Source organism: Mesorhizobium sp. P3_B5, assembly GCF_056402815.1.
This window is the reverse complement of record NZ_JBFUGR010000002.1, coordinates 813,489-836,865: the sequence shown is the minus strand read 5'-3', so window position 1 is coordinate 836,865 and position 23,377 is coordinate 813,489. Positions and strand designations below refer to the sequence as shown.

Below are 23,377 nucleotides of genomic sequence, written 5' to 3'. Positions count from 1 at the left end.
TCAGGCCAGATCGGTGTGGGAAAAATCTTGCCCTTTGTAGAGCAAGGGCATGCCACGGCTTTTTGCCGAAGCATATGACAGGCAGTCGGCAAGATTGAGCTGAGCCGGGTGGCCGCGACCCTTGCCATATTCCGAAAAGGCCTGGATCGCTAGCTTGGCATCTCCGATTTCGATCGGAACGACTTCGATCGCAGCTTCCCGAAGGAAGGCTTCTATCGTTGTTTCCACGACGAGCGGCTCCACCAAAAGAATCGAGGAAAGCCGCATCGCCGCTTCAAGCACAACCAGTGGGGACGTTGTCCGTATCGGGGCCTGCCCTATCCGACGGCTCCATTCAGCAGCGTCTTCCTCGCCCGCGAGGATCGCGATCACCACGGAGGTGTCGACAAACATCAGGGATGCCCCCACATCTCGTCGATCTCATCCTTGCTCAAATCCCTGCCGCCGCTTCTCGCTTTGGCTCTTAAGTCATTCGAGAGGACGGCCAGCCGTTCAGCCAAGGGAATCTGGTCGCGTTCGCGCTGTAGCTCGGATTCGAGCGCTTCGATCACCGCCTCGGTCATTGAAATATTTCGCCTTTCAGCAAGCTGACGGGCAAGGTCACGGGCGCGCGGGTCTCTGATCTGGAGATTCATTTTAGAAGCCTCCGTTTCGTTGCAACTACAATATAGTGAATTTGTCATGACAAGGCCAGCCTGCCTGGCCTGTCATGGAATCTCAGCTCCCGTACAGCATCTCATCCTGCAACCGGCGCAAGGCGAACAGCCTCGTCGTCTGGTCGGGAGCTGCGTTGCCGGTGGTCAACAATTCGCCCTTCCTGACCGGTTTCAGCACCTTGCCGCCTTCGAGCAGGCCGACCGGCACAGCTCTGATAGCGCGGGCCTCTTCGACGGTCATCGTCCAGGAGCGGTAGCAGGTCTCGCCGATGGCATCGAATGTTTCGCCGGCGGCCAGATCGCGCTTGGCCACCGCGCAGACTTCGGCGACCGGCCGCGGCAACGGCACCATGTCGGGCCGGCCGTAGAGCACGATGCGGGCGGCGGTCAGCGGCACTTCCAGCGACGTCAAATGGTAGGGCCGGAAGAAGCTGTAATAGGGACCGTGGCCGATATGCAGGTCGTCCATGCGCTCGATGATGCGCGGATGCGTCGCCTCGACGATGACGAAAACGCCGGGCGCCACTCCCTTGCCGATCGTGTAGTCGACGACACCCTTCTTCGACAGGATGCCGCCGTCGGCGCGCGGGATCAGCACCTTGGCCAATTCATCGCGGTCGGCCTTGGGACCGTGCATGCCGGGAACGTCCGGCACCAGCCCGGTGGCGTTGGCGATGGCGCACATCTCGACCATGGTCTTGGAGCCGTCGACGAACTCGACCAGCATGCGCGGGTTCATGTTGCGGCGGAGCGCTTCCTCGCGATAGTCGTCGGGAACGGCGTCGTGGTTGAGCGGATTGTTCTTGCCCTTGCCGGCCGAGACGATGGTGTAGCCGAGTGCCGAGGCGAACTCGATCAGCTCCATGCAGCTCGACGGCTCGTCGCCGGCGCCGACCGAATAGACGACGCCGAGCCGGTCGGCCTGCTGCTTGAGATAGCAGCCGATGGTCACGTCGGCCTCGACATTCATCATCACCAGATGCTTGCCATGCTCCATCGCCTTGAGGTCGAAATCGGCGGCGACGCCCGGCTTGCCGGTGGCGTCGATGACGACGTCGATCAGCGGGTTGGTGACCAGCATCTCGTTCGAGGTGATGGCGATCTTGCCGCTCTCGATCGCGCCGGTGACTTTCGCGGCGCTGTCGGCCTCCACCGCCATCGCCTCGTCGCCATAGGCGATGCGGATGGCGTCGCGAGCGGTGTGCGGACGGCGTGTCGAGACGGCGCACACCGCAATGCCCGGCATCAGCATGCCTTGCGTCACCAGATCGGTGCCCATCTCGCCCGAGCCGATGACGCCGATGCGCACCGGGCGGCCTTCGCTGGCGCGCTTGGCGAGATCGCGGGCAAGCCCGGTCAGGGCGACATTGGTCATGCAGAAACGTCCACTGCTTTTTGGTTTGAAGCGGGAATAGCAGGGAACCGCCCCGGTTTGCCAACGAAACCGGCGACCGGCGGCAATTTCTCGCGTTCTAGTGCAAAGCAGCCAAGAGCGCCCGCGCCTCGGCAAGGTTCTTTTCGGAACCGGCAGCGAGGTCGTCCATCTTGCGATCCCTGAAGATGACGAGCAGGGACATGGCATCATGATGGCCGACGCGTGGCAAGTCTTCGCACAAGCGGTGTTCCTATGATGGAGCCTTGCGGAGCCGGCAAGCGGCTGGCTTTCACGCCGGGACCGGTTAGTGTTCCAGCCTGTCGCGACCGTTGCGGCCCGGCGGGGCTTTGGAGGGAGATTTCAATGACAACGGACTTCACGCCGAAATTCGATCTGGCCGGCAAGGTGGTGCTGGTCACCGGCGCCACGCGCGGCATCGGCCGCGCCTGCGCACTCGCCTGCGCCGGCTCCGGCGCCGACATGGTCGTCGGCGTGCGCAGCAAGGCCGACGGGGCGGAACTTGTCGCCGAGATCGAGCGCATCGGCCGGCGGGCGCTGGCGGTGCAGATGGATTTGACCGATCTCGCCACCGTGCGAAAAGCTGTCACCGAGGCGCATGCCGCCTTCGGCCGCCTCGACGTGCTGGTCAACAATGTCGGGCTCGGGCCGGAAAACCTGGCGGAAAACGTGACCGAGGCGGATTTCGACCTCACTGTGAACGTCAACCTCAAGGGCACGTTCTTTACCACCCAGGCGGTGGCAAAGCTGATGATCGCGCAGAAATCCGGACGCATCATCAACATCAGCTCGCAGGCCGGTACGGTGACGCTGAAGGGCGAGGCGATCTACTGCATGTCGAAGGCGGCGATCAACCATCTGACGCGCTGCCTGGCCGCCGAATGGGCGCAGCACAAGATCACCGTCAACAGCGTGGCGCCGACCTTCATCTGGACCGACGGCACGCGACCCTCGCTCGCCGATCCGGAGTTTCACGCGCATGTGCTGGGCCACATTCCGCTCGGCCGCATCGGCGACCCGATCGATGTCGCGGGAACCGTGGTGTTCCTGGCCTCGCCGGCGGCGTCGATGATTACCGGCGCCAACATACTGGTCGATGGCGGGTGGTCGGTGGCGTGAGCGGGCGGGAATTCGCTTATCGCAATCTCAAAGGGCGGAAATTGAGAATGTAGCTCGTTCAGTCGCCCATCACCGCTTCACGCCAGATGGGCATATACTTCCTGGAGAGGGAGGCGGGAATGTCCATCAATCGCAAGATCAAAGAGGCGAGCAACTTCACGCCGTCCGAGGTGAGGTTTCTTGGACGCGTCTTCGAGCAGGCAAAGCGCGAAGGTGACTCTGACGCCAACCGAGAGGCGCTGGCCTCTCGTATCATCGCCAACTATATGGCCGGAATCACCGACGAGGCCGAACTTCTCGCCTTATCACGACAGCCGCTTGGTCGGTGAGGCAGCATCGTTATCTCAAGGAGATAGGCTGGTGCTGCGAGAGAGGATTGAACTCTCCACAAATCCAATGATTTCAATCACTTACTTATCATTTTGTAACATTGTGACGGACCACAGAATGAGCAGCAAATGGCCTACTGGGCCGCGGGCAGCTTAGTGCATTGGTGCCACAACCGCGCATCGCACGCATTCATTGAAACGGTGACCTTCTCCAGGGCCCCCTGTGACGGTGCTACCTTACCCCGGCTTTGCGCAGACCCTCGATAAGTAATTCAGTGTCCTCCGGATATTTGTGCGGAGGAACCTTGCGCCACTGCGCGGTAGTGAAATTTGGGTGCACCTCCAATAGCGCATGGGCATGCCTGTCCGCTTCTCGGGCGTTCCCGAGATACGCATAGCTCGCTGCCATAAGCCGATGGCCCTCGGAGTCATCCCGCATCTTTTGCAATGTCTCTATCGTTTTTTCATATTCGCCGAGCTGGAAATAGGCATCGCCGAGATACCAGAGATAGGAATCCGGATAGTAAGGGTTGAGCCGCATCGCCCTCTCTATCAGCTTCACGGACCGCTCCGCTTGACGAACGTAGACAAGGCAATCACCCATTTCGGCTAACAGGTCGGCGTCGTTGGGATTGAGATGAAGAGCACGCTCGTAGGCGGCGATCGCAGGATCGTGCTCCTTCTTGTAGAGGCGGGCCAGGCCCATTTCGGAATAACCGCGTGCATCGAGGTCGTCATGCTGGACCGCCAGATTCGCCAGGTTTAACGCCTCGTTCAGCGCGCCCTCCGGATCGTTGGTCCATGCATAGCGCCATTCAACGTTGAACGTCCGCGACATGGCCGCATAGCTGCGCGCATATTGAGGATCGAGTTCCTGCGCCTGTCTATAAAGTCGCCTGGCATGCCCGTTGCTCTCCGGGCGGAAGCGGAAACTGAGATCCTGTCCTCGCAAGATCAGTCCATAGGCATGGACGTTGGGGTGGTTTTGAGCCGTAAAGCGGCGTTTTTCCGCCACGTCGATTTGGACAGCCAAGCGCGAGGCTGTGGTGGCAGTCACGTCGTCCTGGAAGGCAAATATATCCTCGATCCCGCCATCGTAGTGTTCGGACCAGATCGTATTCTCAGTCTGCGCCTCGATCAGGTCGACGGCGATCCGCAGCTTGTTTCCAGCGCGCCTCAGGCGTCCCGACAGGAGGTATCGAACGCCGAGCTGATTGGCAATCTCGCGCAGCGACCGCGTCTGGGCGGTCGCAGCAAAGGTCGAATGACGAGCAATCACCATCAGGTTGCGGAACCGGCACAGATTGGAAATCAGGTCCGCAGCAACACCCTGGCACAGATGCAGATCTGCAGGATCGCCCGAGACGTTCTCGAGCGGCAGGACGGCTAGCGAGCTGTTCGGGACGGAACGCTGGGGTGCCGGCGCAAACGGCAGCGCCGACACTTTGGGCTCGACATTTGCCCGACTGAAGTCGACGGCGAGGACTTCGACCTCGTCAGCTATGTTCTTCAGCTTCTGTTTTCCGAGCGACCGGAACGAGCATTCCGGCTCATTGCGGACAAACTGGTGAACCGATTCGGCAATACATATGCCGCCAGGCGACGCCAGCGCCTGAATGCGTGCGGCCATGTTGATGCCGTGACCGTAGACGCCACTGTCGCCGACGATCGTGTCGCCTATGGTGATGCCGATCCGGTAGGCGATAGGCTCCTGGCCACCGGACCACACCGCGGCGTTGGACATCTCCCGCTGCATTTCGACGGCAAAATCCAGGGCTACGGTCGCGCTTGGAAACAGGGCGACCAGTCCGTCGCCCGCGGTATCGACAACCGACCCGCCGTAGTCGCCGACGAGGCTTCTGATGAGACTCAGAGAGCGTATCAAACGGACGACCGTCCCCTCCTCGTCCTTATCCACCAGGCGGCTGTAGCCGTGGACGTCTGCGTAGAGGATCGCTGACAGCTTGCGATTGAGTTTCTCGGATCGCGCGATGACCATGGCCCCCTTCACCCCATTGTTCGCAGCCGCAATACAAACCACCGTGCGATCCAGCTTAGCACACAAATGGCCGCTCATGCAGAAGCCGGCGAGTTGGAACGAGGGGGAATGCCGGGGCGGCGGTGCGCCGTTCCTTCAAGGCTGAAACTCCAGCATCATCATTCTCGACGGGCGCGACATAGGGGGATCGAGGTTACCCGGGGCGCGACACCGCCTACAATCGCGCGCAGTTGCCGTTGCTAGACGACTATTGCGGGCTCGGCATGGCACGCGGCTGATCAGGGGCCCGCTCGACACGGCGGCGCGAGGAGAAGACCGTCTCCCTGTCGGTCATTTGCATACGTGCGATCAGTCTCTAGGAGCGGTTCGGCTTCCGCATCGTCGATCCCAAGCGTCGCCAATCCTCGGCATGGTGGGACGAAGCGCAAGCCCGCGTCGGGGACGCACTCCTTTCCGGTCAATCGTTGTTGTTGCCGCCTCGGGAGCCGCGCGCACTCATTCCCCGTGCACTCATCCCACGCGCGCTCATCCCCCTTGCACTCATCCCGCGCGCGCTCATGCCGGCAGCATCCATGCCGCCCGATCCGCTGCCTAGGACAGCCTCAAGCAGCACGTCCTCGAACATGCCCGTCTCGACGTCCATGCGAATCGTGTAATCTGCCTTGTCGTAAGACCAGACCATCAACTCATCAGCAAACTGAAAGTCCGCTGCGCCTAATCCTGTCAGTGAAGGATCGCCGGGAGCGCGCGCGGGTCTTGGCTTACCATTTCCTCCCATCTTAGCCTCGGACGCCGGAATCCCGCCGCCATGAACAAGAAACACGATTGGTCGCGGAAGCTCATAATAGTATCCTTCAAAGCTAAACGCATAAATTCTTGCCAATCGCGGGTCCCGGGTCGCCAATAGTTGGCCTTCCGTTTGGCCAGGCAAACCAGCCCGGGGTTGAGCAAACGGTCCATGCCGATCATCTCCAACAAAGGCTGTTACCGCTCCAGCAGACGTTACCTGGAACATTTTCCCCGTATTCACTGTGCCGGACCCCACTCGCACGAAATAGGGGTCGTAGTCTGGTTCATACTTCGTAAAACCCCCAGCATCCTGCTTGACATATATCCCATTTTCAGAAGCAGTAGTTTGATCTTTCAATAAGATGCGCTTACCATTTCTGACAACAACGCCATCTATAGAAGTTGGCCAAGATGCCATGGTAATATTTGCTGTAGAAGCGTGACGCACTCGCTCCGTCGTTGGCGCTTCAGGCAATGTTATTTTGAGGTCCTCCATTTCTCTTCCGAATAGCAAAACATTAGAAAAGCTTAGTAATGTCTCTGCCATTTTTTCCCCCTTTTTGATTCAATATTGCTGAACTTTCAATTGAGATTCCATTTTTCTTATGTTTGTTCGTAGTGATATCTTTCTCGATAGGTAAGTCGGGTTCCGTTGCAACAGCCGTTCGGCCCCTCTGGCACAAACACCCTCGGGAGATCGAAGTGACTTCTAGGCCCGGGCGGCTTGAGTCTCGGCCCCGCGCTTGCAAAACCGATGGCTCGGCGTCCGAGATTTACTTCGAGAATCCTGCGCCAACGTCCGCCGGTGATGATGCGGTCGACGGCGCGCAGCGTGTTGCCGACGGCCGCATAGCTCAGATCGTCAGGGGCGAGCCGGCGCCAAGTTTCGGCGAGCAGCATGCCGAGCTCGTCGCGCGAGGCGACCAGCGCCTCGCGAAAATCTGCCGGCGCTGCGGCATAGGCCTCGTCGAAGATCGGCTGAATGACACGGAAATAGTCCGGGCTGTCCTCGAGCCTGTCGGAAAGGTCTTCCTGTCCTTGGCTGATCAGCCCGCGCGCCACGAGCTCCTCGTGGAACAGGTCGACGAAGACGTCGAACATCGCGCCGGTGAGTGGCTGGGCGAGCGCGTGCTCGTCGTGCCAGCCGCGCACAAAATCGAGCATGGACAGAGGGTTGGCGGCGAGCCTAATCTGGTCGTTGCTGGATAATTCGGCGATGCGGTTGACGAGATTGCGGGTGTAGAGATTTCCGTGGCTCTCCTCCAGCAGCTCGTCGATGACGGAATCGAAATGCAGGGCGGCGACCAGCGCGGTCAGGTCGGCGGCAGATTCATGGAAGCCGTAATATTCGGCGGACGCCGTTCCCGGATCGGGCACGCCGATGACCGAATAGATGATGCAGTGCCCGACCTCGTGCGCGATGACGTCGAAGTTCAGGCTGAAGGGCTCGATGCCGCCGTCTTCGCTCTCATGGATGCCGACCTCCAGGAAGCCGTAGCCCATGAAGGCGTTTTCCAGAAGATTGCGCTGGATGACCAGTTCCAGCCGGTCGAGGTCACGCCGGAAATGCCAGGCGATTGGATGGCCGAAATATTTCTCCCATACGTCGAGCGTGCGGCGCACCGAGCCGAACAGATGCGCAGCCTCGAACTCAGGATCCTCCGGCGCGATGTGGTCGAAATGTCCCTCGCGATCGGGGAGCGCCGGCGGAAAGATATCGCCCGGCCATGGCGGCAGCAGATAGAGCTGGTCACCGCGCAGGTTTTTCACTAGTCCGTAAGCGAGCGGCTTGCCGATGGGATCGACGACATACATGCGATCATCACCAGGCCCTGGTCCTATAGACCCGGCAGGCGACGATACGATAACAGTTTCAGGTTTGCGGAAAGGTAGCAGAAACGGCGCCTGGGCAAACAGCCTGAAGCGCGTTCCGTTTTTGACTGCGTAGCCTTCCCCTCCAAATGCCATGCTAGTCGCACCCTGTGGACAGAGGCATTCACGTCTTATTGGCCGCGGCATCGTCGGCCGCAGCAAAGTCATGCTAACGAACTTTCGCCCGGGGTGCCAGAGTCATTCCCCCAACGTGCGTTGGGTCGCGAAAGTATAGTCACTGGCCAAAAGCTCGTAGAACTTGTCCACGCTGACAAGCCCGATTGAGGCGGCATGGTCGGCAAGGTCTTCTGGAACTGCCTGGCCGAGGCATTTCTCGAAATACCAAACTGCCAACAGGGCACGCGGCACCGGCGCAGATGTCGACGCCCATCGCCGCCTGGCCAGAGCCTGGTCGCGGTAGCCGCTGTAGAGATCGAGTTCGCGCAGCCGGTCCAGCATGCCCTGATGAAGTGCGACATCGCGATCTCGCGCGAGCGCCTCGATACGGGCATTGTCCTCCAGTATAAGCTCCACTCCCGCGAGATCCGTGCCGTTCTCTCCTGCCCAGCGGATTACGTCCGTTTGCCGCATGAAGCCGCGCCGCGAGCGGAACTCACCGGTCGCGCGCTTTACGGCTTGGCGATCGGGCGCTATATCGCCGTCACTCCGAGCCAGCAGTCGAAGCAGGGCATCGCGACGCACTTGCGCGTAGTCGCCCCGCAACCGAAGTTCGTCCAGGATGGCTTCGTCTTCGACCGTGGTCGCTTTATCGTTCCTCAGAGTTTCGCTGCGCCAGTGTGCGTTGTGCCAGTTTTCGGTCCACTCGAAATGGAAGGTTGGTGGCTCGGGTTGCGCGCCGCTACGGATGAACGCGTCCATCTGGCTCAACAGTTCGAGCGCGTCGTCGCGCTTACAATCAACCTTTCCTGTTCGCAACCACTCGGAAAGCGCCTGCATCTGCTCCGGATCGCCAATATCCTCCAGTAGACTGCGCCAGGTTCTCAATTGATAAAAGCGTGCTTTCGCCCCGGCGGCGAGACGTATTCCGGTGGCTTGGTCGATGATTCGTCCTTCGATCGCCTTTTCGAGCGTCGCGCGGATGTTGACCATCGGTTCGCTGAGGCGGATGTAACCAGTTTCCGGCGGGCCATGGATGAGCGCCACCTCATCGTCATCGGTGAGCTCGCCGTCCCGATACGCTTCGAAGATGCGGCCGACGCCGCGCATGCCGAAAGGATGCAGCTCCGCGGCCCGCAGCGCTCCCATGCTGGATGCACCGAACACGGCGATCCTGTGTGCAAGCGCCCATAGTATTTCCTTATGCAGCACAGCCGCCTGTCCGTCGAAATAGCCGTCGATGATGCCAATGGCTCTGGGACTCCGGCAGGCTGCTGCATAGAACTCGCCCTGACGCACCGGCGGCCTGAACTCGAAGCTGTCATAACCTGCTACATCTTCTGCTTTCACACTGGGGCCGCAGAAGACGACCGCGTTCACAGAGCGGCTCCCAGGGTACGGCGGGCCCGTTCGCCCGGCACGTAGCCGCCGTGATCGTCCGGTCCTTCGAGGCCGGGTATCACCACTTTGACAACCGGCAAGCCGATGTCATCCTTACTGAGGTCGACGGCGACAACCTCCGTGACTCTCGCCGCTTGCAACCTATTGATCAACCAACCCAGATTCGACACTATCCCGACCGTCGAGTCTTTTTCGGCGACGGCAATCCGCCTGTCAGGAGAATGCTCGGATAAAAGTCTTTCAGCGAGCCGGTGGCGGTTCTCCCGATACGCTTCGCGATATTCCTCGGGCTGCAGATCATCACGCGCCCCGGAAACGTAAGTCGTTCGAACCTGCGCGGCCTCGATTAGCGCCTTGAGCAATGCGAGTTCCGGCACCGGATGCGCTGCAGCGCCGATGCCGTGATGGCTGTTTCGATCGCGTTGATCGGCGATCAGGCAAAAGAACGCTGGCACACCGATGTCCGAAGTCGTTTCCCACCCCGCGACGCGGAAGTCGGCGCGTTTCAGTTTTTCAAGCACGTCTCGGCAAGGACCGTCCGGCGCGCTGCCAAGATCGACCCCGGTGCTCCTTCGTTGGGGAGACGGCAGGCGGTTCCAAAGGGCGGTCGCATCGCGTTCGACAACCTCGCAGATTGCGTGATGGATCGCCTCGTCGTAGCTGCCGCCCGAGGCTAGCCCATTGCTGCTGCAATCAAAATAGCCGCTCCCCGGCGGCGCAGGCACCGTGAAGTTTGCACGGACGCACTCGAACGGCAGCCACCTCCCTTCGTGCGAAATCAAATCCGTGCCCTCTATCCAAAGCGTCACGAGATCGCGGGTAAACTGTTCGCCGGCAACTCGCGGCAGACGATCAATTTCAGCAAAGCTGTGTGAATGCGAGAGTTCCGCCATGCTGCCGAGCTTTAGTGGGAGCTCTATGTGTTCGGCGTGGTAAAGTTCCACACTTTCCATCAAGCCAGACGCGATCGCGGCATCCATATCGGTGCCTTTGCCTTGCGATACCGCAAGCGACCGGGCATTCGGCCGGCACACCATCACGACAGGTATGCCAATACGATCGAGCCCGGTCAGGTTGGCGACCCGAGTAATCCCCATACGGGCCCAATGCGGTTTTACCCGCGCAATAGTTTTGGCTGCATCTCCTCCATATTGAGGAGTCTTTGATGAAACTAAAGGCGTGCCATCCACGGCTAACACTTCGAGCTCTGACCTAACCACCACGAACATCGTGTGCTTAGGAGGCAGCCTAACGACTTTGATAGGTTCGTAACAGGGAGATTCACAGGCAACGCGGGTCGGCCCAAAAGAGGCAAACATTAATCAGGCCGATTTCTTGCTGCTTAGTGGCCCGTTTCGAGCGGTTGGTTTTCGTCGCAGCTTCCACCGCAACGCGCATGTCGTCGATCATCGCATGCGTATATTTTTCCGGTCGTCGCGAGATGCGGGGGGGTGATCGAGCATCGCCAGGACCAAAGGTGCCCCTTGTTGGGTCAATACATCTGGCACCGCAATTGGCAAGGCTTCGTATTTTTGATGTGGCCCTGCATCATATACGGTGGATAATACCACTCGAGAGCTTTGGCTTCCTCTTGCGCGTCATCGGGCGAAACTCCCATGAGTCCGCTCTCGCGATGCAGCGTCGCCAAACGGGCCTGCCCGCTGCGTTGATGTCTTGATGCCAGCCAGTAAAACGCAACGGAGGCAACAGCGCTTGAATGATTTCAAGGAGATGGGCTGGTGCTGCGAGAGAGGATTGAACTCTCGACCTCTCCCTTACCAAGGGAGTGCTCTACCACTGAGCTACCGCAGCCGCTGATGGCGGGGCTTCTGCCATATCGAACCGGCAAGCGCAAGGCCAAGTGCGTGGATGTGCGAAAGGCCGCACCGGACGGCTTTTGATGACATGGCGGCGCCACAATGTTGGCTATCCCTTGATATCAGGTTGGCCGGTCGGGACGGAGCCATGAACGACAAGACACTTCCGTTGAAAAAGGGCGGCGCGACCCGCAAGGACCGGCTCGCCGAGCAGTTGCGCGCCAACCTGCAGAAGCGCAAGGCGCAGTCGCGCTCGCGGCGAACCGGAGATGCGGACCAGCGGCCTGACGGGCTAGGCGCGGCCAAGGACACGCAAAAAGATTAACTCAACCAGCCACCCTTGGCCCAAATGCCAAGAAATCCTATTTCTTGAACCAAGCCGGCCAATGGTCTAGACGGACCGATACTCAAACGATTGAAAACCGGCCTTTCGGGCCGAGGGGACGTTTTTCCATGGATCGCATCAGAATTGTCGGCGGCAACAAGCTTGTCGGAAGCATCCCGATCTCGGGCGCGAAAAATGCGGCGCTGCCACTGATGATCGCCTCGCTGCTGACCGACGACACGCTGACCTTGGAAAACGTGCCGCATCTGGCCGATGTCGAGCAGTTGATCCGCATCCTCGGCAACCACGGCGTCGACTATTCGGTCAATGGCCGCCGCGAAAAGCAGAATGAGGGCTATTCGCGCACCATCAATTTCTCGGCCCGCAACATCGTCGACACGACAGCGCCTTACGAGCTGGTGTCAAAGATGCGGGCGTCGTTCTGGGTGATCGGCCCGCTGCTGGCCCGCATGGGCGAGGCGAAAGTGTCGCTGCCGGGCGGTTGCGCCATCGGCACGCGCCCGGTCGATCTGTTCCTCGAAGGCCTGCAGGCGCTGGGCGCCGATATCGACGTCGACACCGGCTATGTCCTCGCCAAGACCAAAAATGGCCGCCTTGTCGGCAACCGCTATGTGTTCCCGAAAGTGTCGGTCGGCGCCACCCATGTGCTGATGATGGCGGCGGCGCTGGCCAAGGGCGAGACGGTGCTGGAAAACGCCGCTTGCGAGCCCGAGATCGTCAACCTGGCCGACTGCCTCAACGCCATGGGAGCAAAGATTTCCGGCGCCGGCACGCCGACCATCACCATCGACGGTGTAGAATCACTGTCGGGCGCCCGCGTCCGAGTCATCCCCGATCGCATCGAGACCGGCACCTATGCGATGGCGGTTGCCATGACCGGCGGCGATGTCGTGCTTGAAGGCGCGCGGCCGGAGCTGCTGCAGACCGCACTCGACGTCATTGCCCAGACCGGCGCCGAGATCACGCCGACCAATTCCGGCATCCGCGTCAAGCGCAACGGCGCCGGCATTGCGCCGGTCGACGTGACGACAGCGCCGTTCCCGGCCTTCCCAACCGATCTGCAGGCGCAGTTCATGGGCCTGATGACGATGGCCAAGGGCAAGTCGCGCATCACCGAGACGATTTTTGAGAACCGCTTCATGCATGTGCAGGAACTGGCTCGGCTCGGCGCCCACATCACGCTGTCGGGCCAGACGGCGATCGTCGACGGTGTGTCGAAGCTGAAGGGCGCGCCTGTGATGGCCACCGACCTGCGCGCCTCGGTGTCGCTGGTCATTGCCGGTCTCGCCGCCGAAGGCGAAACCACGGTCAACCGCGTCTACCACCTCGACCGCGGCTTCGAGCGGCTGGAAGAAAAGCTGTCCAATTGCGGCGCGGTGATCGAGCGGATTTCGGCGTAAACGCATCGGCAGTTACCGGCCTCCGAGTTGGCGCCGCCGTCCTTTCCTTCTCCCCTTGTGGGAGAAGGTGGATTGGCGCGCAGCGCCAAGACGGTTGAGGGGTGTCGGAAGGATCACGGTTGGTGCCAAGCCGGAGCACCCCTCATCCGACCGAGCTTCGCTCGGCCACCTTCTCCCACAAGGGGAGAAGGGAGAGCCGCACGTGGCCGCAACGCTGAGGCAGCGCAAATTGGGGTGGTTGCACCGATCGCCAAGACCGCCAAATTCCCGTTTGGCATGATCTTTTCCGAAAACCGGTTTCCACTTTTCGGGATCATGCTCTAACAGAAGGCTGAACAGTCAACTTTCAGGTGCGGAATCCGTATGGACGTTCTCAAGCTCATCGCGCTCGACGACCAGGATCTGGCCATCGTCTCGGCCCATGTCCAGGACGCCGTGATGAAGGTCGCGGACCTCGAATTCCTGCCCGCGGCCAAGCGTTTCGTACTGACCATGAACCGCTTTGTCTGGGAGGCGAAGTCCGGCCTGTTCAGCCAGCACAATGAGCGGCGGCAGGCGGTGCTGCATTTCGACCGCGTGCTCGGCGCCAAGACCAACGGCATCGCCCGCGACAGGCCGGCCGAGGTTCTGTCGCTGCTGGCGATCAGCTTCGTCGAGATCAGCAAGCCCGCCGGCATTGTCGAGCTGATTTTTTCGGGCGGCGGCACGATCATGCTCGATGTCGAGTGCATCGAGGCGCGGCTTGCCGATATAGGCGGCGCCTGGGGCGCCACGTCGCGCCCCGTCCACAGGGCCTGAGCGTTATCCGATGGCCATCACGCTTGCCCAATCCGACGCCGATTTCGAACAGCGTTTCGCCGCCTTCCTGCTGACCAAGCGGGAGGCGTCCGAGGACGTCGATGCCGCCGTGCGCGCCATCATCGCGCGGGTGCGCGCCGAGGGCGATGCGGCGTTGATCGACTACACGCAAAAGTTCGACCATGCCGATTTGAAAAGCCTCGGCATCGCCGTCTCCGGGGACGATATCGCCAAGGCCTACAAAGCCGCCGACCCGCAGACGATCGAAGCGCTGAAATTCGCGCGCGAGCGCATCCGCGCCCATCACGAGCGGCAGCGGCCAAAGGACGACCGCTACACCGACGCCATCGGCGTCGAACTCGGGTCGCGCTGGACGGCGATCGAGGCGGTTGGCCTCTATGTGCCGGGCGGCACGGCGAGCTATCCAAGCTCGGTGCTGATGAACGCGGTTCCGGCGGTCGTCGCCGGCGTCGAGCGCATCGTCATGGTGGTGCCGGCGCCGCAAGGCATCATCAACCCGCTGGTGCTGGTGGCGGCCGATATATCTGATGTGTCGGAGATCTACCGTGTCGGCGGCGCGCACGCGATTGCAGCCCTGGCCTATGGAACCGAGACCATCAAGCCGGTGGCCAAGATCGTCGGCCCCGGCAATGCCTATGTCGCGGCGGCCAAGCGCCAGGTGTTCGGCACTGTCGGCATCGACATGATCGCCGGGCCGTCGGAAGTGCTGGTGGTGGCCGACGGCAGCAACGATCCGGACTGGATCGCCGCCGACCTGTTGGCGCAGGCCGAGCATGACGTGTCGGCGCAGTCGATCCTGATCACCGACGATCCAGCCTTCGGCAAAGCGGTCGAGCAGGCGGTCGAGCGGCAGTTGCAAAAGGTGTCGCGCGCCGAGACGGCAGCCGCAAGCTGGCGCGATTTCGGCGCCGTCATCCTGGTGCCGACGATCGAAAGCTCGCTGCCGCTGGTCGATCGCATCGCCGCCGAACATGTCGAGCTCGCGATCGACGATCCGGAAGCCTTTCTGGCCAGGATGCGCAATGCCGGCGCGGTGTTTCTCGGCCGCCACACGCCGGAGGTCATCGGCGACTATGTCGGCGGCTCCAACCATGTGCTGCCGACGGCGCGCTCGGCGCGTTTTTCGTCGGGCCTGTCGGTGCTCGACTTCGTCAAGCGCACTTCGATCCTGAAGCTGGGCTCCGAGCAGTTGCGGGCGCTGGCGCCGGCGGCCATCGCGCTGGCCAAGGCAGAAGGCCTCGATGCGCATGGCCGCTCCGTCGCCATACGGCTGAACATGTAGGCCACCATGTCGGACGACGATCGAACCCGCGCCAAGCTGATCGACGTCGAACTCGACGAATCGATCGGCCGTTCGACGCCCGATGTCGAACATGAGCGCGCGGTGGCGATCTTCGACCTGATCGAGGAGAACAGCTTCCAGCCGGTCAATGACGATGGCGCCGGGCCCTACCGGCTGAAATTGTCGCTGGCCGAATCGCGCCTGGTGTTTGCCGTGACGCGCGAGGACGGTGCGGCCGTGGTCACCCACATCCTGTCGCTGACGCCGCTCAGGCGCATCGTCAAGGACTATTACATGATCTGCGAGAGCTATTACGACGCCATCCGCTCGTCGACGCCGAGCCATATCGAGGCCATCGACATGGGCCGGCGCGGCCTGCACAATGAGGGCTCGCAGACGCTGATGGACCGGCTCTCCGGCAAGATCGACATCGACTTCGACACGGCGCGACGGCTGTTCACGCTGGTCTGCGTGCTGCACTGGCGGGGTTAGTTCTGCCCGCCCCTTTGCCCCGCTCGATCCTGTTCCTGTGCGGCATGAATGCCGTGCGATCGCCGATGGCCGAGCTTTTGGCGCGCCGGATGCTGCCGCCCGCCACCTTCGTCGCCTCGGCCGGCGTGCACCGCGGCGAGCGCGATCCGTTCGTCGACGCGGTGCTGGCCGAAGACGACCTGTCGCTGGGCGAGCGCCAGCCACGGACGATGGACGATCTGGAAGACGATTATTTCGACCTGATCGTCACGCTGGCGCCGGAAGCGCATCACGCCGCGCTCGAACTGACCCGCTCGCTTGCCGTCGACGTCGAATACTGGCCGATGCCCGACCCGACCGATGTCGGCGGCCGACGAGAACAGATCCTGGCCGCCTATCGCGACGTGCGCGAGCGGCTGAAGGCGCGAATCAGCCGACGTTTCTTGCTTCCAGACGCAAAAAACGCGACGGATTAAGCGTGTTCACAAGCGCACGATTATCATATAGGTTCCGCCGAAATTCCGGCTCGAGTCAAACAAGCAGAGCATGATGTCGTCCGAAAACCGCTTCACACGTTTCGGCATCATGCTCTAAGCGCCGGAACTGCAATCCAAGCAAAGGTATCGAATGCCGAAGGAAGAAGTCCTCGAGTTTCCGGGTGTCGTGACGGAATTGTTGCCCAACGCGATGTTCAGGGTGAAGCTCGAAAACGAACACGAAATCATCGCCCACACGGCCGGCCGCATGCGCAAGAACCGCATCCGCGTGCTGACCGGCGACAAGGTCCTGGTCGAGATGACGCCCTACGACCTGACCAAGGGCCGCATCACCTATCGTTTCAAGTAAGATTTAGAACCGGCCTGGTCCCGCGATGAGCATTTTGCAAAAGCTCGTGCTTGCTTCGGGTTCGCCGCGCCGGATCGAACTGTTGCAGCAGGCCGGCATCGAGCCGGACCGCGTGCTGCCGGCCGATGTCGACGAGACGCCGCTGCGCGCCGAGCATCCGCGCTCGCTGGCCAAGCGCCTGTCGCAGGAAAAGGCCGAGAAGGCGCTGGCGTCGCTCAAGACCGAGGACGACTACACGCCGAGCTTCGTGCTGGCCGCCGACACGGTGGTTGCCGTCGGGCGGCGCATCCTGCCCAAGGCCGAGACGCTCGACGACGCCGCCAACTGCCTCGGCCTGCTGTCTGGCCGTTCGCACCGGGTCTATTCCAGCATCTGCCTGATCACGCCGGGCGGCAAGCAGCGTTTGCGGCTGGTCGAGACCAGGGTGCGCTTCAAGCGCCTGCCGCGCGAGGAGATCGACGCCTATGTCGCCTCGGGCGAATGGCGCGGCAAGGCCGGCGGCTATGCCGTCCAGGGCCTGGCCGGCTCCTTCGTCGTCAAGCTTGTGGGCTCCTACACCAACATCGTCGGCCTGCCGCTGTACGAGACGGTGGCGCTGCTCTCCGGCGAAGGCTTCAAGGTGCACGCCAGCTGGCTGGGCGCGCGGCCATGAGTGCCGACGCCAAGGTGACGCCGCTGCGCCCCAGGCGCCCCTGCCCCGAATGCGGCAAGCCGACGGCGCGCGATACCTATCCGTTCTGCTCGACGCGCTGCAAGGACGTCGACCTCAACCGCTGGCTCAAGGGCGCTTATGTCATATCAGCCCGCGATGACGAGGAAGAAACGGATCCTGACGGACCCAAATGAGGCCGTTGGGGACGGGTTTGCGTCAACAACCGTGGCATATGAATCGGCCCTGCGGACCCAGTCTCGTTTCCTGCGGGAAATCAACGCTTAGGCGCTGGACAGGCCGGATTCCCGTGCTATAACCCACGCGCTTTCAAGGGGCGCCGCACGGCGCTTTCGTGAAATCCGGTCAGCGAGATTTCGTTTGCCGGCGAGGCCCAGATAGCTCAGTTGGTAGAGCAGCGGACTGAAAATCCGCGTGTCGGTGGTTCGAATCCGCCTCTGGGCACCATCATTTCCCTCAAGAAAATCACCCTCTTGCGCTACCTTGGGCGGGCGACCCACCCGAGGTTCCATGTCGCGCGATGACGCTGGATTCGACAAGAAAAGTCTGGTTCTCGGCGCCGCGGTTGAACTTTTCATCGATGCTACGGCGGAACTCCGGCGTCACCGCTATCGACAGCGCGACATGGTGGGGTAGGTGCGAAGCCCGGTGAGCAGTACTTCGAACCTTCGCAGCGGGCGCTTTGGGGGCGGCCTTTTGGCCGAGACCGATAGGCCTTTACCAGCTTCGACCGTTGGGCGGCATAGCTTGGTGCCACAAGCGGCCGTTGGCCTGTTTCCGAAGACTTGCGATCGCGACGGGAACCGCTATGAGCGTGTCGCACATCGGGTGGGAAGGTGATGGCACCTTGGCATGGCCGTTCCGATTCTTTGGACTTGTCATTTCGGCCAAGTTCATTAATTGCGCCATATCAGTTGATCGGCCAGCATGGCATCTGGAAGCACACAACGAAGGATTGAGGGACTTGGTCGATCTCAACAACCACATTGCGAATGCTGCGCATGACCGGAAGTCCCCGCGAGTCGTCGCGGTCCTTACAACACGGAACGAAGAACGGTTCGTCGCCGGATGTCTCGAGAACCTCTTTCGTCAAGGCATACAGGTCTACATCTGCGACAATCAGTCGACGGACCGAACGCTTGAGATTGCCCAGCGCTACTGCGGGGCCGGATTGATAGGATTCGAAAGCATCCCGCATAGCGGCTGGTATTGCTGGGAGCACCTTCTTCGTCGCAAAGAGGAACTATTTCAGTCGCTCGACGCAGACTGGTTCATGCATGTTGACGCTGACGAGATCCACCTTCCGCCGACTTCGTACCCATCGTTGGTCTCCGCCATTGCGGCAGCCGAAGCACTCGGCTTCAACGCGATCGAGTCTTCCGAGTTCACGTTCATTCCTACCAGGGAAGCCCCCGATCACGACAATCCCAATTATCAACACACGCTGCGCACCTATTACCCGTTCCGGCCGCGCTCCCCACACTGCGTCCGTGCGTACAAGAAACAGGACGGTCCCATGGAGATTGCGTGGTCAGGCGGCCATCGCGTACGCTTCGGGGGTCCGGTGAGGCTCTCCCCCGAGCGTTTTCGCATGAAGCATTATCTGTTCCTGAGCGCAGAGCACGCCGCGAGCAAGTATGCTGGCCGCCGGTACCTGAGCGAGGAGGTCATTGGTCTTCGCTGGCACGGATGGCGACCCCGCTTGCGGCCAGCGGATATCCGGCTGCCGGCCGCTACCCAGGTGCGCGCCACTGCGACGGACAACGATCTGGACGAGGCCAATCCATGGTCGTCGCACTGGCTTGAGCGGTACGCCTCGTGAGCGATGTACGCCTCCCCCGCATCCTGGCGATCGCGGACCGACCCGGCTGGGCGATCGATAGAAAGACCCAAAATCTCCGGCGCGTGCTGGAAAGAAGGTTCGAGATCGTCGAACGATTTCAGCATGATGTGACTGAGTCCGACGTGAACGCGGCGGACATCGTGCTCATCTTCTATTGGTTCCAAATCGCGAAGCTGCCCTTTCCGGAATCGGTCCTCGCCCGACGGTCTGACAGGCTGGTCATCGGGATCTGCAGCCACAGAGAGTTGGAGGGCGAGTTCCGCGAGCCCGGGCTCGCTGCCCTGCAGCGGCTGGCGCGCGCTGTCTTTGTCAATAATCGGCAGCTCGAGCACGAATACGGCCCTCTACTGCGTGTTCCGGTCCACTACACGCCCAATGGAGTCGACACGACATTCTTTTGCCCCCCACAAGAGCCACAACCCTATTCTGGCGAACTCCGCGTCGGATGGGCGGGAAGTCTCACCAACCATGGTCCGGCACATCGCGGCTTCCACGACGTCATCGAGCCTGCGGTCGCTGCCGTGCCGGGCGTGCGACTACTGGCTGCGATTCGGGAGCAACGCTGGCGCAACGGTGACGAGATGCTCGACTTCTATCGGGATCTCGACGTTTATGTCTGCGCCAGTCGCAGCGAAGGCGCTCCCAATCCTTGCTTGGAGGCGGCGGCGTGCGGTGTCCCCTTGGTGACGACCCGTGTGGGAAACATGCCCGAGCTGATTCGGGATGGCGACAACGGGCTGTTCTTCGATGGAACTGCGGAAGGGCTTGCGAACAAGCTCGCCCTGTTGCGGGACACGCCATCGCTCGGGCCGCGGATGGCCGTCCGCATGCTCGGGACGATCCGAGAATGGGATTGGGGCGTGCTGGCGGAGAACTACGCGCACATGTTTTCTTCTTTGCTTGATGCAGGCGAGCGGTCGGGGCCGTGAGATGTGCGACGAGGCGGCGCTGCGCAAGCGGCGCAAGGTTCTGTGTCACGCTACTGTGTTACAATCTCTCGACGCGGCGTCGAATTCTTACAAGAACCAACAAAGAGGCGGGCTCCGAGCGCAATCCGCCTCTGGGCACCATATTTTCAATGTCCGTATCGGCGTCGCCTGCCCCTGAGCTGCGCGATATCGCTGCCGAAATCACTTTGCTCTCATCAGCCAAATCGCGGATTCGATCTGCTTGGTGATCCCCCAACCTTAGGGCAAACTTCTGCCGGGGCTGCAGGAGGAGCAATGCGAGCACGCGCAGCTACGATCGGCGATCTCGAAGGCGTTTTCCGGGATCTGTCCACGCGGATGTCGGACGAATACGTGGCGGCCGGCAAGGACAGCAAAGTTGCCTATGACAATCTGATGATGAATTTGAAGGAAGGCCGCGCTCATGCGCTGGTCGAGGGCGACAGGACGGTGGCGATCATCGCCTGGCATGAGAACAGCGACGCCGCCGACACGCTGTTTGCCGCGCAGGAGGGTTTCTTCAGCGCCGCGACCATCCGCTTCTGCAGGCGGCACATCCGCCACATCCAGGCGCTGGCGGGCAACCTCCCCATCCACTCGCGCAGTTGGCTGCAGCGAGCCGACGTCGCCAGATGGTTCCGCATCATCGGCTATGTCGAGCGCGGCCAGGAGAACGGCGCCAATCTGTTCGAGCTGCCGCCGGCTCAGGGATAGACAATCACGGTATGTCGCAAGACGCTGCGAACAAGTATCGGCAGTCGGATGGCGAGCTGACGTTCACCTGCCATGCCGCGGACGCTGCCTGCACCCGCGGTTGACCGTCACCGCATGCAATGGAAAATGAAATCGCCACGGGCTTTGGTCTGTCTTTGCAGACTGAGCCATGCAAGGTAAGTTCGCGGCACATTCGGCACGGGGCCGACTCGGTGGAACCAGACAGTGGAAGAAGAACCCAAGCCGGAGCGCCGCCTTCTCAGCCGCCCGAATGTGTTGAAGCAGGCAATCATCCTGGCGGGGGGTTCTGAAATACCGTGCTCGGTGAGGAATCAGCACAAAAGCGGCGCCGAGTTGCGCGTGGCTGCCGATGCATCCGTACCGGATCGATTCTTCCTGGATGTGCCCGATGATGGCGTTGTCTATCAAACCGTCGTTAGGTGGCGGAGGAACGAGCGGCTTGGCGTGCAGTTCTACGGGATGCAAGAACCAAGGCTGAAATGAGAAAGGCACTGGTGCTTCATTCATCGCTCGAAGCTGGATGAATTTGACCGTTGCCGTCGCCCCAAAAACTCTAGGAAACAGGCGTTCGCGTACGGCAGACCGAGGTCGAAAGAGTGCATCCGGATCACGTTCTCATCGACTTGATGCCAGAGCAATTTGGCTCATCAGAAACGATCGTCGCCCGATACGCCGGCCTCGTCGCCACCGCATTCCGTTACCGGTCCGGCGTCGCAGGCCTGCGGATCAGCAACGCAAAAGGCGAGATCATCATGCTGCCGTTCCAGGGGCAGCAGATCTGGGACGCAACATTTCTCGGCCGCTCGTTGACCATGCGCTCGATGTTCGATGAGCCGGTTGCGACGCGGGACTATCTCTCCAACTATGGCGCGTTCTTCATTCATTGCGGCGCCACTGCTATGGGAAACCCAGGAGCGAATGACCGCCATCCATTGCATGGCGACTTGCCGAATGCGCCTTACAGGGATGTGCAGTTGATCGTTGGCGACAACGCGGAAGGGTCATTCATGGCGCTGACCGGCCGCTGCCGTCAGACCGTCGCCTTCAGCCACGACTATGTGGCGCAGCCCATCGTGCGGCTGCAGCGCGACGCGACCGGCGTCGCCGTCGACCTTACCATCGAGAACCTGAAACGTTCACCGATGGAGCTGATGTATCTGGCGCACATCAATTTCAGGCCGGCGGATGACGGCCGTCTCGTCGACAGCGTGGCCGACGATCGCACCGACATCGTCGTGCGCCAGGTGCTGCCACCGTTTTTCACGCCGAGCGACCGCTATCTTGCCTACCGCAATGCCATCGTCGCCGATCCCTCGCGCCATCGCACGCTGACTAAGGGCCAGCCGATCGACCCCGAACTCGTGCTGACGATGAATGCGAAGGCGGATGCCGAGGGCTGGGCGCACGCCTTGCAGATCCATCCGGACCAAACTGCCGATTTCGTCAGCTTTCGGCCCGAGAAGCTCAACTATGCCGTGCGCTGGATCACGCGCGGCGCCGACCAGGACGCGCTTGGCCTGGTGCTGCCGGCGACCGCCGAGCCCGACGGTTATCTCGCGGCCAAGGAAAGGGGACGGCTGGTTGTTGTCGCTCCAGGGGAAGCATTCCGCTGTGCCCTGCGCTTCGGCGCGATGACAGCGGAGGAGGCAGCAAGGCAAGAACAGGCCATTGCCAGGACAAAGGCCGCAGGCATCTAGAGATGCCCATGCGGGTTGCGGAGCCATTGCGGGGCATGGCATCTGTCACCCTCCATTCCGGGACCGCCAGACCATGACACGGCCACCAGCCATCGCCCGACGACCACCCGCCTCTGCCGGGGTCAGCCTTTGCCGTGCGCTGTCGAAACTCGGCCTCTGTTCACGCAAGCAGGCGGAACTTCTGGTTGCCGAAGGACGCGTTCGTGTGGGCGGCAAGGTGGTGCGCAACGGGTCAATGCGCGTCGACCTCAATCGCGACCGCATCACGGTCGACGACGAGCGTGTGGTTGCCGAGGCCAAGGTCTATCTGATGGTCAACAAGCCGCGTGGGCTGGTCACCACCCGCGACGACCCGCAGGGGCGCGGCACCGTCTATGACTGTCTGACGGGGCTCGACGTGCCGTTCGTGTCACCGGTCGGCCGCCTCGACAAGGCCAGCGAAGGTCTGCTTTTGATGACCAACGACACGCGCTGGGCCAATGGCCTGCTCGATCCCGCCTCGCATGTCGCAAAAACCTATCACGTGCAGATCGGCACGCCGCCGGACGAGGCGATGCTGGCGCGGTTGCGCGAGGGTGCGGTCGTCGACGGCGAGCTGTCGAGCGCGCGCTCGATCGAAATCCTGCGCAGCGGCGGCCGCACGGCATGGCTGGAGATCGTGCTCGACGAGGGCCGCAACCGCCAGATCCGCCGGCTGCTCGGCGCCTTTGACGTCGAGGTGCTGAGGCTGGTGCGGGTGGCGATCGGCTCGCTTCTGCTCGGCGATCTCGCCAAGGGCAAGGCGCGGCACCTTACATCAGAAGAACTGACGCTGCTGGCGGCCTGACGC

The 23,377-nt window shown here is 61.5% G+C and carries 27 protein-coding genes and 2 tRNA genes; 18 read left to right on the top strand and 11 right to left on the bottom strand.

The annotated features are described in order from the left end of the window. The 4 genes from AC1DVW_RS08925 to AC1DVW_RS08910 all read right to left on the bottom strand — a co-directional run bounded on the left by AC1DVW_RS08925 (position 1) and on the right by AC1DVW_RS08910 (position 2,272). Positions 1-393 (bottom strand): type II toxin-antitoxin system VapC family toxin, encoded by a 393-nt coding sequence (locus AC1DVW_RS08925; RefSeq protein ID WP_477322451.1) that lies wholly within the window; start codon positions 391-393, stop codon positions 1-3. Further along, positions 393-635 carry a type II toxin-antitoxin system VapB family antitoxin gene (locus AC1DVW_RS08920; RefSeq protein ID WP_477322449.1) on the bottom strand — a complete coding sequence of 81 codons (243 nt, stop codon included), beginning with the start codon at positions 633-635 and terminating at the stop codon, positions 393-395. Before AC1DVW_RS08920 ends, AC1DVW_RS08925 begins: the two co-directional genes overlap by 1 nt. Positions 636-717: 82 nt before the next feature. Continuing rightward, positions 718-2,031 (bottom strand): NAD(P)H-dependent oxidoreductase, encoded by a 1,314-nt coding sequence (locus AC1DVW_RS08915; RefSeq protein WP_477322447.1) that lies wholly within the window; start codon positions 2,029-2,031, stop codon positions 718-720. A 97-nt stretch (positions 2,032-2,128) separates the two neighbouring features. Beyond that, positions 2,129-2,272, bottom strand: a complete 144-nt coding sequence (locus AC1DVW_RS08910) for a hypothetical protein (RefSeq protein WP_477322445.1) — start codon at positions 2,270-2,272, stop codon at positions 2,129-2,131. A gap of 122 nt (positions 2,273-2,394) precedes the next feature. Between AC1DVW_RS08910 and AC1DVW_RS08905 the strand changes: the two genes are divergently transcribed. Continuing rightward, positions 2,395-3,168, top strand: a complete 774-nt coding sequence (locus AC1DVW_RS08905) for an SDR family NAD(P)-dependent oxidoreductase (protein ID WP_477322443.1) — start codon at positions 2,395-2,397, stop codon at positions 3,166-3,168. 119 nt (positions 3,169-3,287) lie between these two features. Beyond that, on the top strand, positions 3,288-3,497 hold the full coding sequence (locus tag AC1DVW_RS08900; protein ID WP_477322441.1) for a hypothetical protein: 210 nt from the start codon (positions 3,288-3,290) through the stop codon (positions 3,495-3,497). A gap of 232 nt (positions 3,498-3,729) precedes the next feature. On the opposite strand, the gene AC1DVW_RS08895 is transcribed toward AC1DVW_RS08900, so the two are convergent. The 7 genes from AC1DVW_RS08895 to AC1DVW_RS08865 form a co-directional block, all read right to left on the bottom strand. Beyond that, positions 3,730-5,574 carry an adenylate/guanylate cyclase domain-containing protein gene (locus AC1DVW_RS08895; RefSeq protein ID WP_477322439.1) on the bottom strand — a complete coding sequence of 615 codons (1,845 nt, stop codon included), beginning with the start codon at positions 5,572-5,574 and terminating at the stop codon, positions 3,730-3,732. 379 nt (positions 5,575-5,953) lie between these two features. Further along, a complete protein-coding gene (locus tag AC1DVW_RS08890; protein WP_477322437.1) occupies positions 5,954-6,832 on the bottom strand; it encodes a hypothetical protein in 879 nt (292 codons plus the stop codon). 56 nt (positions 6,833-6,888) lie between these two features. Next, positions 6,889-8,100 carry a gluzincin family metallopeptidase gene (locus AC1DVW_RS08885; protein WP_477322435.1) on the bottom strand — a complete coding sequence of 404 codons (1,212 nt, stop codon included), beginning with the start codon at positions 8,098-8,100 and terminating at the stop codon, positions 6,889-6,891. A 255-nt stretch (positions 8,101-8,355) separates the two neighbouring features. Next, a complete protein-coding gene (locus AC1DVW_RS08880) occupies positions 8,356-9,654 on the bottom strand; it encodes a TfuA-like protein (protein WP_477248902.1) in 1,299 nt (432 codons plus the stop codon). Further along, positions 9,651-10,904 carry a YcaO-like family protein gene (locus AC1DVW_RS08875; RefSeq protein ID WP_477248903.1) on the bottom strand — a complete coding sequence of 418 codons (1,254 nt, stop codon included), beginning with the start codon at positions 10,902-10,904 and terminating at the stop codon, positions 9,651-9,653. The genes AC1DVW_RS08880 and AC1DVW_RS08875 overlap by 4 nt, the downstream gene beginning before the upstream one ends. Before the next feature lie 52 nt (positions 10,905-10,956). Beyond that, positions 10,957-11,085, bottom strand: coding sequence for a hypothetical protein (locus AC1DVW_RS08870; RefSeq protein ID WP_477322433.1), 129 nt, complete (start codon positions 11,083-11,085; stop codon positions 10,957-10,959). A 327-nt stretch (positions 11,086-11,412) separates the two neighbouring features. After that, a tRNA-Thr gene (locus AC1DVW_RS08865) sits at positions 11,413-11,487 on the bottom strand. A 153-nt stretch (positions 11,488-11,640) separates the two neighbouring features. Between AC1DVW_RS08865 and AC1DVW_RS08860 the strand changes: the two genes are divergently transcribed. The 16 genes from AC1DVW_RS08860 (at position 11,641) to AC1DVW_RS08785 (ending at position 23,374) form a co-directional block, all read left to right on the top strand. Continuing rightward, on the top strand, positions 11,641-11,817 hold the full coding sequence (locus AC1DVW_RS08860; RefSeq protein ID WP_477248905.1) for a hypothetical protein: 177 nt from the start codon (positions 11,641-11,643) through the stop codon (positions 11,815-11,817). A 128-nt stretch (positions 11,818-11,945) separates the two neighbouring features. Then, the gene (gene murA / locus AC1DVW_RS08855; RefSeq protein ID WP_477322431.1) at positions 11,946-13,238 is read left to right on the top strand and encodes a UDP-N-acetylglucosamine 1-carboxyvinyltransferase; all 1,293 of its coding nucleotides are present in this window, start codon (positions 11,946-11,948) and stop codon (positions 13,236-13,238) included. Between the two features lie 363 nt (positions 13,239-13,601). After that, on the top strand, positions 13,602-14,036 hold the full coding sequence (locus AC1DVW_RS08850) for a DUF2948 family protein (RefSeq protein ID WP_477322429.1): 435 nt from the start codon (positions 13,602-13,604) through the stop codon (positions 14,034-14,036). 10 nt (positions 14,037-14,046) lie between these two features. Further along, positions 14,047-15,339 carry a histidinol dehydrogenase gene (hisD, locus tag AC1DVW_RS08845; RefSeq protein ID WP_477322427.1) on the top strand — a complete coding sequence of 431 codons (1,293 nt, stop codon included), beginning with the start codon at positions 14,047-14,049 and terminating at the stop codon, positions 15,337-15,339. A 6-nt stretch (positions 15,340-15,345) separates the two neighbouring features. Then, positions 15,346-15,831 (top strand): UPF0262 family protein, encoded by a 486-nt coding sequence (locus AC1DVW_RS08840; RefSeq protein WP_477248909.1) that lies wholly within the window; start codon positions 15,346-15,348, stop codon positions 15,829-15,831. Further along, positions 15,819-16,286, top strand: a complete 468-nt coding sequence (locus AC1DVW_RS08835; RefSeq protein ID WP_477248931.1) for an arsenate-mycothiol transferase ArsC — start codon at positions 15,819-15,821, stop codon at positions 16,284-16,286. Before AC1DVW_RS08840 ends, AC1DVW_RS08835 begins: the two co-directional genes overlap by 13 nt. A gap of 151 nt (positions 16,287-16,437) precedes the next feature. Further along, on the top strand, positions 16,438-16,656 hold the full coding sequence (gene infA / locus AC1DVW_RS08830; protein WP_006200926.1) for a translation initiation factor IF-1: 219 nt from the start codon (positions 16,438-16,440) through the stop codon (positions 16,654-16,656). A gap of 25 nt (positions 16,657-16,681) precedes the next feature. Next, positions 16,682-17,308: a Maf-like protein gene (locus tag AC1DVW_RS08825; RefSeq protein WP_477322425.1), complete on the top strand. Its 627-nt coding sequence runs from the start codon at positions 16,682-16,684 to the stop codon at positions 17,306-17,308. Continuing rightward, complete coding sequence (gene yacG / locus AC1DVW_RS08820) at positions 17,305-17,502, top strand: DNA gyrase inhibitor YacG (protein WP_477248911.1); 198 nt, start codon at positions 17,305-17,307, stop codon at positions 17,500-17,502. The genes AC1DVW_RS08825 and yacG overlap by 4 nt, the downstream gene beginning before the upstream one ends. Positions 17,503-17,697: 195 nt before the next feature. Beyond that, a tRNA-Phe gene (locus tag AC1DVW_RS08815) sits at positions 17,698-17,773 on the top strand. Between the two features lie 361 nt (positions 17,774-18,134). Further along, positions 18,135-19,148: a glycosyltransferase family 2 protein gene (locus AC1DVW_RS08810; protein ID WP_477322423.1), complete on the top strand. Its 1,014-nt coding sequence runs from the start codon at positions 18,135-18,137 to the stop codon at positions 19,146-19,148. Continuing rightward, positions 19,145-20,098 (top strand): glycosyltransferase family 4 protein, encoded by a 954-nt coding sequence (locus tag AC1DVW_RS08805; protein WP_477322421.1) that lies wholly within the window; start codon positions 19,145-19,147, stop codon positions 20,096-20,098. The genes AC1DVW_RS08810 and AC1DVW_RS08805 overlap by 4 nt, the downstream gene beginning before the upstream one ends. A gap of 294 nt (positions 20,099-20,392) precedes the next feature. After that, positions 20,393-20,830, top strand: a complete 438-nt coding sequence (locus tag AC1DVW_RS08800) for a hypothetical protein (RefSeq protein ID WP_477322419.1) — start codon at positions 20,393-20,395, stop codon at positions 20,828-20,830. A 225-nt stretch (positions 20,831-21,055) separates the two neighbouring features. Continuing rightward, entirely contained in the window at positions 21,056-21,334 is a 279-nt protein-coding gene (locus AC1DVW_RS08795) for a PilZ domain-containing protein (protein ID WP_477322417.1), read from the top strand. Between the two features lie 143 nt (positions 21,335-21,477). After that, entirely contained in the window at positions 21,478-22,548 is a 1,071-nt protein-coding gene (locus AC1DVW_RS08790; RefSeq protein WP_477322415.1) for a DUF4432 family protein, read from the top strand. 73 nt (positions 22,549-22,621) lie between these two features. Beyond that, entirely contained in the window at positions 22,622-23,374 is a 753-nt protein-coding gene (locus tag AC1DVW_RS08785; RefSeq protein WP_477322413.1) for a pseudouridine synthase, read from the top strand. Positions 23,375-23,377 lie beyond the last annotated feature (3 nt).

Excerpts from the sequence above, each read along its gene's own strand:
- AC1DVW_RS08925 (WP_477322451.1), bottom strand. The coding sequence starts at position 393 with ATGTTTGTCGACACCTCCGTGGTGATCGCGATCCTCGCGGGCGAGGAA.
- AC1DVW_RS08920 (WP_477322449.1), bottom strand. The coding sequence starts at position 635 with ATGAATCTCCAGATCAGAGACCCGCGCGCCCGTGACCTTGCCCGTCAG.
- AC1DVW_RS08915 (WP_477322447.1), bottom strand. The coding sequence starts at position 2,031 with ATGACCAATGTCGCCCTGACCGGGCTTGCCCGCGATCTCGCCAAGCGC.
- AC1DVW_RS08905 (WP_477322443.1), top strand. The coding sequence starts at position 2,395 with ATGACAACGGACTTCACGCCGAAATTCGATCTGGCCGGCAAGGTGGTG.
- AC1DVW_RS08900 (WP_477322441.1), top strand. The coding sequence starts at position 3,288 with ATGTCCATCAATCGCAAGATCAAAGAGGCGAGCAACTTCACGCCGTCC.
- AC1DVW_RS08895 (WP_477322439.1), bottom strand. The coding sequence starts at position 5,574 with ATGAGCGGCCATTTGTGTGCTAAGCTGGATCGCACGGTGGTTTGTATT.
- AC1DVW_RS08890 (WP_477322437.1), bottom strand. The coding sequence starts at position 6,832 with ATGGCAGAGACATTACTAAGCTTTTCTAATGTTTTGCTATTCGGAAGA.
- AC1DVW_RS08885 (WP_477322435.1), bottom strand. The coding sequence starts at position 8,100 with ATGTATGTCGTCGATCCCATCGGCAAGCCGCTCGCTTACGGACTAGTG.
- AC1DVW_RS08875 (WP_477248903.1), bottom strand. The coding sequence starts at position 10,904 with ATGTTCGTGGTGGTTAGGTCAGAGCTCGAAGTGTTAGCCGTGGATGGC.
- AC1DVW_RS08870 (WP_477322433.1), bottom strand. The coding sequence starts at position 11,085 with ATGATCGACGACATGCGCGTTGCGGTGGAAGCTGCGACGAAAACCAAC.
- AC1DVW_RS08860 (WP_477248905.1), top strand. The coding sequence starts at position 11,641 with ATGAACGACAAGACACTTCCGTTGAAAAAGGGCGGCGCGACCCGCAAG.
- murA (WP_477322431.1), top strand. The coding sequence starts at position 11,946 with ATGGATCGCATCAGAATTGTCGGCGGCAACAAGCTTGTCGGAAGCATC.
- AC1DVW_RS08850 (WP_477322429.1), top strand. The coding sequence starts at position 13,602 with ATGGACGTTCTCAAGCTCATCGCGCTCGACGACCAGGATCTGGCCATC.
- hisD (WP_477322427.1), top strand. The coding sequence starts at position 14,047 with ATGGCCATCACGCTTGCCCAATCCGACGCCGATTTCGAACAGCGTTTC.
- AC1DVW_RS08840 (WP_477248909.1), top strand. The coding sequence starts at position 15,346 with ATGTCGGACGACGATCGAACCCGCGCCAAGCTGATCGACGTCGAACTC.
- infA (WP_006200926.1), top strand. The coding sequence starts at position 16,438 with ATGCCGAAGGAAGAAGTCCTCGAGTTTCCGGGTGTCGTGACGGAATTG.
- AC1DVW_RS08825 (WP_477322425.1), top strand. The coding sequence starts at position 16,682 with ATGAGCATTTTGCAAAAGCTCGTGCTTGCTTCGGGTTCGCCGCGCCGG.
- yacG (WP_477248911.1), top strand. The coding sequence starts at position 17,305 with ATGAGTGCCGACGCCAAGGTGACGCCGCTGCGCCCCAGGCGCCCCTGC.
- AC1DVW_RS08810 (WP_477322423.1), top strand. The coding sequence starts at position 18,135 with ATGAGCGTGTCGCACATCGGGTGGGAAGGTGATGGCACCTTGGCATGG.
- AC1DVW_RS08800 (WP_477322419.1), top strand. The coding sequence starts at position 20,393 with ATGCGAGCACGCGCAGCTACGATCGGCGATCTCGAAGGCGTTTTCCGG.
- AC1DVW_RS08790 (WP_477322415.1), top strand. The coding sequence starts at position 21,478 with ATGCCAGAGCAATTTGGCTCATCAGAAACGATCGTCGCCCGATACGCC.
- AC1DVW_RS08785 (WP_477322413.1), top strand. The coding sequence starts at position 22,622 with ATGACACGGCCACCAGCCATCGCCCGACGACCACCCGCCTCTGCCGGG.